Raw genomic sequence first — 8,106 nt, forward strand, 5'->3', positions numbered from 1 at the left:
ATCCGGAATACTGCCGAAATGTCCACAGCTTGCCTCGGTAGCCGCTGGCGAAGTTGCCCCGGGTGAAGGGATAGGTGCCTGGCGGCGGCGGCTCGGTACCACGATCCCCCGGCCCGTACACGGGTTCCAGCGGGATGCCGGACGAGGTTTCGGTGTGGTTATCCATCGATTGATAACGTACTTGCAAAAAAAGAGAATGCCAATACCGCAGGCTGACCGGGCTAAAGAAGGCCAGCGGGCTTTGCTAGGCCCGGCAAAGAAGCTCGCCATGCGGGATCGCCAGCCAGCCATTTGGCGCGGCCGCCCAGTCCCGCCATGCCGATGAGATCTCGTTGAGCTCCGCGGTGGTGGCCATCCCCGAGTCCACCAGCTGACGGGCCAGAGCTGATTCGATGATCCGGTCGGCCCACATCCGCCCCCACCAATCGCGGGTCTCCGGCGTCGCAAAGCACCACGTGCTGGCCGTCGGTGTGATGTCGTCGAACCCCGCTTTCTGGGCCCACGACAACAGCCGCCGCCCCGCATCGGGCTCGCCGCCGTTGGCGCGGGCCGCCTCGGCGTAGAGCTCGCGCCAGCGGTCCAGCGTCGGGAGCTGCGGGAACCAAATGAATCCGGCGTAGTCCGCGTCACGGACCCCGACGATCCCGTTCGGCACACATACCCGCCGCAGTTCCCGCAGCGCCTGCACCGGGTCGGCCACGTGTTGCAGCACCTGATGCGCGTGCACGACGTCGAAGGTGTCGTCGGGAAAGTCGAGCGCATGCACATCAGAAGTCACGAACGCGATGTTGGACTGGTCGCGCGCCTGCGCCTCTGCACGGGCCAGATCCAAAGCCTCATCGGTCATTTCGACACCCACGACCCGGCCGGGCGCGATGCGGGCGGCGAGGTCGACGGTGATGGTCCCGGGGCCGCAGCCCACGTCAAGCAGTGACATCCCCGGCTGCAGGTGCGGCAGCAGATAGCCCGCGGAGTCCGTCGCGGTGCGCCTGCGATGCGCACGCAGCACCGACTCGTGATGCCCGTGGGTGTAGACGGCTTGGAGATTGGTGTTCATCGTGCGGCTCCTTGCGATCGAACCATGCTCGCACTGAAGGCTACCGCCCGCTATTTCACAATACGAAACAGTAATCTCATAATGTGAGACATACTCAGTCGACCGGGACGTCGAGGATCGGACGCTGGACGCCGGCGCCGGGGCCGTCGAAATGCCACCATTCACCGGAGTAGACCGACAGCCCGCCGGCACTCATCGCGTCGCGCAGCCGGGCCCGGTTCGCCTGCTCGTCCGTGCTGACGCCGTCAGTGGCGAAGGCTGTTGCGCGCGGCGAGAAGTCGTCGAAGTCGGTTCCCATATCGGCCAGGCACCAGCCGGCCAGCTGCCGCGCAGGCGGGCATTGCTGTTGTGCGGTCACCATTGTCACGTCGACCGAACGCCCGGCCTCATGGCTTTTCGCATAGGGGCCAGGCTTGGCCACCCACGCCGGATTCGGCACAACATCAAACATCTTGACCTGCACCGCGTGCGGTCGATAACAGTCCCAGAACGCGAGCACCTGTCCTTGCGAACCCAATGCCTTTGCGGCACTGGCAAGCCCGGGAGCCATCGATTCATGCACCAGGCAGCGGGCATCGGCCGGATACAACGGCATGCCGGTGAAGTTGTTCGGCGTTGCATAGCGCAGATCGATTACCGCGTTGGGAACCACGGAGCGGACGTCGACAAATCCCGCTGAGCGCGCCTCGGCGCTCAGCGGGGGCACGTCGGCGTCGGCGCGTGCACCCGAGCTGGTCGCGGACACCACGAGAACCAGCGCGGCAAGCAATCGAGCTGGTGTCATCGCCTTATTATCCGCGACTGATTCTTTAGCTCCAGTCGATGGCGGCAGCGCGTTGCCGGACATCCTCCACTCTGGCCGCGACTTGAGCGGCAACCGCGTGTTGATCGTGTGCCATTGTCTTGGCCAAAGATTCGGCTTCCGCGACGATCTGCTTGAGCAGGTCCCGGTGGTCTTCGATCATCGCGATGGTCGCGTTTCTGATAGCGACCACCGCCGAACCTCGAGCCTCTGACGGTGAGAATCTTCCGGAGAGCAGCGGGGGCAGCGTCTGACGCTCGAAGTCCGTCATGTCGCGGGACAGGTGCACGTTGAACGTCGCTCGAAAAGGATCCCGATCGTCGAGATCAACGCTGCAAATTTTGAGTGGGTCCATGGGCCGTTCCTTTGGTCGGCGAGGGCGACCGCCGCCCGCGCCACGCCGAATTACATCCTTGTAGTTTACCTGCCTTCAGGGAACACCGCGCAGGAGCGCACGGCGGGTAAACTGTCGCCGTCAGAGCTATGGAGGAACATGAAGCGCCCTGTTTTAAGTGCCAGGCCCGCGGCCACTCTCGGAATTGCGGCTGCGGTGACGATCTTTGCCGCGCCTCTCGCCCACGCGCAAACCGATATTGAGGACAGTTGCAAGAGTTCCGGCGGGCAATACACGTCGGAGCAGGTATCACCTCACTTCGGTCAGAACCCGAGCCTGATCGAGACATGTTGCACCGGCACGGGGCCATCACAGAAATGCATTACCTATCGCGATGGCGTGCAAGGGCCTACCTACGGGGGTTAGGCGCGACTGACGCCCTCCTGGTGGCCAGGCCCGGGATCGAGCCGGCGACCTTCCGCTTTTCGGTCGAGGGTTGCCAGAACATCGCAACTGTCGTGAAACCTTCGGTGTCACAACGTGATTGGCTCCATCAAAGTTATAGAAAATTAGCGACGAATACCGCCGTATCGCGGGCATTTACGCTGTGCGCTCAAACAAAGCTTTTTCCCAGCTTTCGCCATTCTTCATATTTGTGCCGCTTTGGACCCGCACACTGGCGGCATCGTCAACGCCAAGAAGAAAGGAAGCGCATCAAATGCCCTTACCTCGCTGGCTGGTCAGACTGACCATCCCCGTTATGGCTGGCGCTGCGCTGGTTACTAGTGGTGCGATTGCGACTGCCGATCCCACTAATGACGCCTACCTCGCTCAACTGGGCACCTTCGGCTTCACTTGGCCGCCGGGCCACGAAGACGCCATCATCGGGATGGCGTACCTCATCTGCGACGATCTCGGGTGGGGTTGGACGCCAGACCAGATTGCCCAGCAAGTCCACGCCAACTTGGACGCGGATGACGTTACGTTCGGACAAGTCGGATCCATGGTGAACCTTGCACATTCGACCTATTGCGCCAATCAGAGGTGCTGGGCCCCTCACTGCTGAGCGGCCCTGGTGGTGAAGCGGGGCCCCAACGCCGGGGCGCGGTTCCCGCTCGACCAGGCCATCACGACGGCCGGACGTCAGCCGAATAGCGATATCTTCCTCGACGGCATCACCGCCAGCCGCCAGCACGCCCAGTTCTTCCGCTGCGTCAACGCCCAATTCCGGGTTGTCGACGTCGGGAGCCTCAACGGCATCTTTGTCAACCGTGAGCCCGTGGACTCGGCTGTACTGGCCAACGGCGACGAGGTGCAGATCGGAAAATTTCGACTGATGTTCCTGAGCGGCCCCACAACCGACGGCACTGAGAGCGAGGGGTCATGAAGACGAAGAAGCTCGGAACCCTCGGAACCCTCGTGGGCGACGGGGATGATGCGGTCGTGGTCACCCCAAATCAACAGGGTGGGAGGCCCCGACGAGAAATGCAACCGGTTGAAGGCGACCACCGCGGGTGGCGCGATCGCAGGAAGCAGTAATTCAGCGCCCGGTGCTGATAACAGTCGCGGCGTCCAGCCCACTTCCGGACCTAGACCGCCGCTACCGATCAACACAAGCCGTTCGCAGTCATCGGGATGCTGATGGACGAACTGCATGGCCACACCGCCGCCAAGGGACTGACCCACCAACGTCACCTGGCTGATATCAAGTTCATCTAGAAGATCGTGCAGCCACACTGAGAATGCGCCGAGCGAATAATCACCGCGTTTGATGAGCGCAGCACCTCGTGCGGAGGCCGGCGGCGATAGGGCGCTGCCAGAAAACACCTGGGTGGTATGCGCTTCGCCCCGCGATCGCCCCTCAGCCCTCTCAATCGCGGCTTCCCCCACCAAACAGCTTGTGCTGCGGGCTTTGCGAACATTCGAGAAACCGACGTCGGCGGCGGAGGTCTCTGCGGCTATCGGGATGTCGGACGACGCCACCTTGGCGGCAGTGGGCTTGGAGGGCCACCAGTTCGCCCGTCCGATCAGTGCCGCCAGGGCCGGCACCGTAATGGTGCGCACCACGAACGTGTCGATGAGCAGGCCCACGCCGATGATGAAGCCGGTCTGCACCATGGTCGAGAGGCTGCCGAACAACAAGCCGAACATCGAGGCGGCGAAGATAATGCCGGCCGAGGTGATGACACCACCCGTCGAACGGACCGCACGAATGATGCCGGACCGGATCCCCGAACCTGACTCTTCACGAATTCGGGTGATCAACAGCAGGTTGTAGTCCGCCCCGACCGCGACCAAAACGATGAATGCCGTCGCCTGCACGTTCCAATAGATCGCCTGATGCAGCACGAACTGAAAGAAAACGACTCCCACACCCACGGCCGATAGAAACGAGATCACCACGGAGGCAATGAGATACAGCGGAGCTACGATTGCGCGGAGCAGCAGGACGAGGATGGCGAAGACAACGAGAAGTGTCATCATGACGATCAGTCGAACATCGTCGTCGTAGTAGCTGCGGATCGCGCTGTACATCGCGGTGGGGCCGACCACCGATATCTCGGCATCCGAGAGCGAGGTGTTCGGCTGCGCGCCGCGAACCGTATTGAGAATCGATTTCACCTGGTCCATCGCGGCTGGGCTGAAGGGGTTGAATTTCGTCTCGACGACGTAGCGCACCGAATGCCCGTCGGGCGAGATGAACATCTTCGCGGCGTTGTTGAAGTCGTCCGAGGTGAGCACCTTGGGCGGGATGTACATCCCCGCCATCGAGGTTTGTGAGGCGTCACGCTTCATCGACAGCAGCAGGTCGGCCGCCTGGTTCATTCCCAGACCCATCTGCTTGGTCTGATCGACGAGTACCCGGACACCCTGGTCCAGCCGTTGGCTGCCGTCGGCCAGTGCGTCGGCGCCTTCCTGCATTTGGGCGATCCTTTGCGGCACACCGGCAGGACTATTGATGCCCGGCGCCCGCAGACTGCCGCCTGCCGTTGCCAACAGCGTGCTCAGATGCTGCACTGTCGACTGCACGTTCTGCGCCGTCGCTCTCTGCGCGGTGTCCAACGTGCCGTTGTTTCGCGCCTGGACAAGCCCTTCGAGGTTGGAGCGGCCGGCGCTGCACACCGGGTCGGCGCTGCATTGCCGACTGTTGTTCAAAGCGTCGATCATCGGGCCCGCCGAGTCGCCGACACTGGCGGCGAGCGTCAAAACAGACCCGTTGGTGTTCGCGAGTCCGCGTATGGTGTCCAGCAGTTGGGCCGCTGTGGCGAGCTGCTGCTGCACCTGGTTCAGCGTCGCGGTGAGCTCGGTCATGGACCCGCTGGCGCTTCGGATTTGGTCGCGAACCTCGGCCAGGCTTGCTGCGAGTTTGTCGGCGCCACTGGTCAATGCGTCGAGGTCGGTGGTTCGGTCGCTGATCCGTGTCGAGGCGTTCTCGAGGTTGGTGCCGACCTGTCCGGCTTGAAAGCTGAGCTTGGTCTGATCGAGCGGCTGGCCGGTAGGTCGCGTGATGCCGCGCACCGCGGCGATGTTGGGCAGCTGAGACACGCGTTGCGCCATTTGGTCCAGGTCGGCGAGGACCCGCGATGTCCGCAGGTCTTGGGGCGCGCGCACGTAGATGTATTGCGGCAGAAGGGTACTCGTCGAGAAGTGGTTTTCCATCGTCGAAAAGCCGACGTTGCTCTGCGCCGATTGCGGTAATTGCAGGCGGTCGTCGAAGGTGGGCCGCAGGAAAGCCGCGCAGGCCGCCAGCGCGATCAACACCGACAAACTGATCAACAGATGGGCTTTGGGCCGGCGAACGATCTGAACGGCTGACCGCCGCCACAGCCGGCCGGTGAGCGCCCGTCGGGGCGTCACCCATCCGCGTCGACCCGCGAGCACCAGGATGGCGGGCAACAGCGTGACGGCGGCAAGAAACGCGATCCCGATCGAAACGGCAAGTGCCGGGCCCACACTCGTGAAGGCGGGAAGACGGGTGAAGACCATGCCACAGAAGGTAACGACGACGGTGGCCGCCGACGCCGCGATGACCTTGCCGATGGAGCTCAGCGCCTGCTGCACAGCCAGGTCGGAGTCGATACCGGAGCGAATGTACTCGTGGTAGCGGCTGATCAAGAAGACGGCATAGTCGGTGCCGGCGCCGACGATCATCGCGGTCATCAACGCGATCGTCGCCGCAGACACCCCAAGTCCGAGCTGAGTGAGCGCGGACACGACACCCTGGGCCGAGGCCACCGAAACTCCGATGGTGATCAAAGGCAGCAGCACGGTCACGAGTCGTCGGTAGATCACCAGCAGGATAACCAACACCAACAATGCGGTGGCAATCTCGATCCGGTGCATGTCGCGAGTGCTGACGATCGACAGGTCGCCGACCATGGCCGCCTGTCCGGTCACGTCCGCGATCAGCGGGGAGCCCGCGGTGGAGCGTTTGGCGATTTCTGTGATCCGCTGGTAGGCGCGCGAGGACTCGGGGGAGCCGGGAGGCGCCCTGAGATTCACCGCCATGTAGAGCGCTTTGTTGTCGGCGCTGACCATCATTGGGCGCAGTGCGGGCGTGGTGCTGACGTCCTGTACGCCGGTCACATCGTTGCTGTCGCCGCGTAACGTAGCGGCCAGTTTGCGGTAGGCATCCTCGTCGCCAGGTCGCAGACCCCGGTTGTCGGTGAGTACGACCACGAGAACGTTCTGCGCGGATTCACCGAAATCCTTGGCCATCTGCTCGGCGGCCGCCATGTCTTTGGGCGGCAGCGGCCGCACGGTCTGGCTTTCCACCACCTTCGTCAACGGGGGGAAGGCCACGGCCAGCACGCCGACCACTACGACCCAGGCGGCGATCATCAGCCACGGTGCGCGGACCACGAAGCGACCCAGCACCGAAAACGCATCGGTGCGCGTCGGGGTCCCGGCGGCGCCGGACTGGTTAGCCACGGTGAACCCTTCGTTCGTGTGGTCAAGCGGGGGGCGGGAGCGGGTCACCCGCTCGTCGTCGATGGGACGCTTACTGCGCCCCGGTGACTGGATCAGGGCATGGCCAGCCCGTCGTAGCGGTGAGCGAGAAGTCGCTGATAGCGCTCGAAAAGTCCCGTCGCAAGCCGTCATTCGAGTTGGGACGGCCCGGCTGATACGCAAGGACCGAAACGAAGATGCGTCCGTGCGCTCTTCCCGAGAGCAGCACCAGCAATCCGCCGAGCCGGTGCATGATCGCCTTGGTCATGCCCGGGCCGAGAGACTTCATGGCGAAGTAGTCGGCGTCGGTGCCGTCTGGCCGGTAGGTGGCCGGGTTGACCACACCAACGTTGGATGAAACGACGCTGGTCGCACTGCCCGCGGAAACGCTGACCATTCGCCTTAGCAACCACTGCGGCGCCAGAGGAGCGAGGGGCAGCAATTCCCACCGTTCGTTGGGCACCTCCTGACAGCGGATGAGCGCTTGCTTGATAGCGGCCCGCATCTCGCGCAGGTCCGTCGTCGCAGGTGCAGGGTCGACCGTGAGGTCGACATTCGTGATTGCATTGGCGCGGGTATCGCCGGCGGTGCGCTCGTTGACGGGCAATGTCAAGGCGACCGAGCCGTCTGCGGTGACCCGTCCCACCCGCTGCGCGAGGCGGGCCGCCAATCCCGCAAGCAGCGTGTTGCTCGTCCCTCCCAGTGAGTGTGCACGGACGTCCCACTCGTCGGCGTCGACAAAGACCGTTGCCGTTGGGATAGTGATGAATTCGTCCGCTCCGGCAAGCGGCGCCGCTGGCGCGGTAAGTAGCGGGGTGGCTGATCGGGCACGGGCGCGGTTACGCCGGGCCAATCGTGCTGCGGCAACGACGGCGCGGCCGATACCGGGGATGTCGCGCGCGGTTTGGCGGGCGTCCTCGCGCAGCGCCCGCCACCGCCGCCGTGACCCGGCAGCAGGCCAGC

At 63.8% G+C, this 8,106-nt stretch carries 6 protein-coding genes and 2 pseudogenes; 2 read left to right on the forward strand and 6 right to left on the reverse strand.

Features of this window, described 5'->3' with window-relative positions; all coding sequences use genetic code 11:
• The 4 genes from WAN71_RS04770 to WAN71_RS04785 all read right to left on the reverse strand — a co-directional run.
• On the reverse strand, positions 1–166 hold a 166-nt coding region (locus tag WAN71_RS04770; protein ID WP_422224237.1), incomplete at its 3' end, for a methylmalonyl-CoA mutase family protein.
• A 78-nt stretch (positions 167–244) separates the two neighbouring features.
• Positions 245–1,057 (reverse strand): class I SAM-dependent methyltransferase, encoded by an 813-nt coding sequence (locus WAN71_RS04775; RefSeq protein WP_422224232.1) that lies wholly within the window; start codon positions 1,055–1,057, stop codon positions 245–247.
• Positions 1,058–1,151: 94 nt separating this feature from the next.
• The gene (locus WAN71_RS04780) at positions 1,152–1,841 is read right to left on the reverse strand and encodes a M15 family metallopeptidase (protein ID WP_422224233.1); all 690 of its coding nucleotides are present in this window, start codon (positions 1,839–1,841) and stop codon (positions 1,152–1,154) included.
• A gap of 25 nt (positions 1,842–1,866) precedes the next feature.
• Positions 1,867–2,214 (reverse strand): hypothetical protein, encoded by a 348-nt coding sequence (locus tag WAN71_RS04785; protein ID WP_422224234.1) that lies wholly within the window; start codon positions 2,212–2,214, stop codon positions 1,867–1,869.
• Positions 2,215–2,953: 739 nt separating this feature from the next.
• Between WAN71_RS04785 and WAN71_RS04790 the strand changes: the two genes are divergently transcribed.
• The gene (locus WAN71_RS04790; RefSeq protein WP_422224235.1) at positions 2,954–3,259 is read left to right on the forward strand and encodes a DUF732 domain-containing protein; all 306 of its coding nucleotides are present in this window, start codon (positions 2,954–2,956) and stop codon (positions 3,257–3,259) included.
• A pseudogene (locus tag WAN71_RS04795) lies at positions 3,260–3,580 on the forward strand (FHA domain-containing protein); the annotation flags it as partial.
• Positions 3,581–3,786: 206 nt separating this feature from the next.
• Here the strand turns inward: WAN71_RS04795 and WAN71_RS04800 are convergent.
• Both WAN71_RS04800 and WAN71_RS04805 read right to left on the reverse strand, forming a co-directional pair.
• A pseudogene (locus WAN71_RS04800) lies at positions 3,787–7,296 on the reverse strand (alpha/beta fold hydrolase); the annotation flags it as partial.
• Positions 7,196–8,106 (reverse strand): hypothetical protein (locus WAN71_RS04805; protein WP_422224236.1); only part of this gene is annotated, 911 nt, incomplete at its 5' end. The gene WAN71_RS04805 and the pseudogene WAN71_RS04800, both read right to left, overlap by 101 nt.

The sequence above is a fragment of the Mycobacterium sp. genome, from assembly GCF_049280035.1.
Classification (GTDB): Bacteria; Actinomycetota; Actinomycetes; order Mycobacteriales; family Mycobacteriaceae; genus Mycobacterium.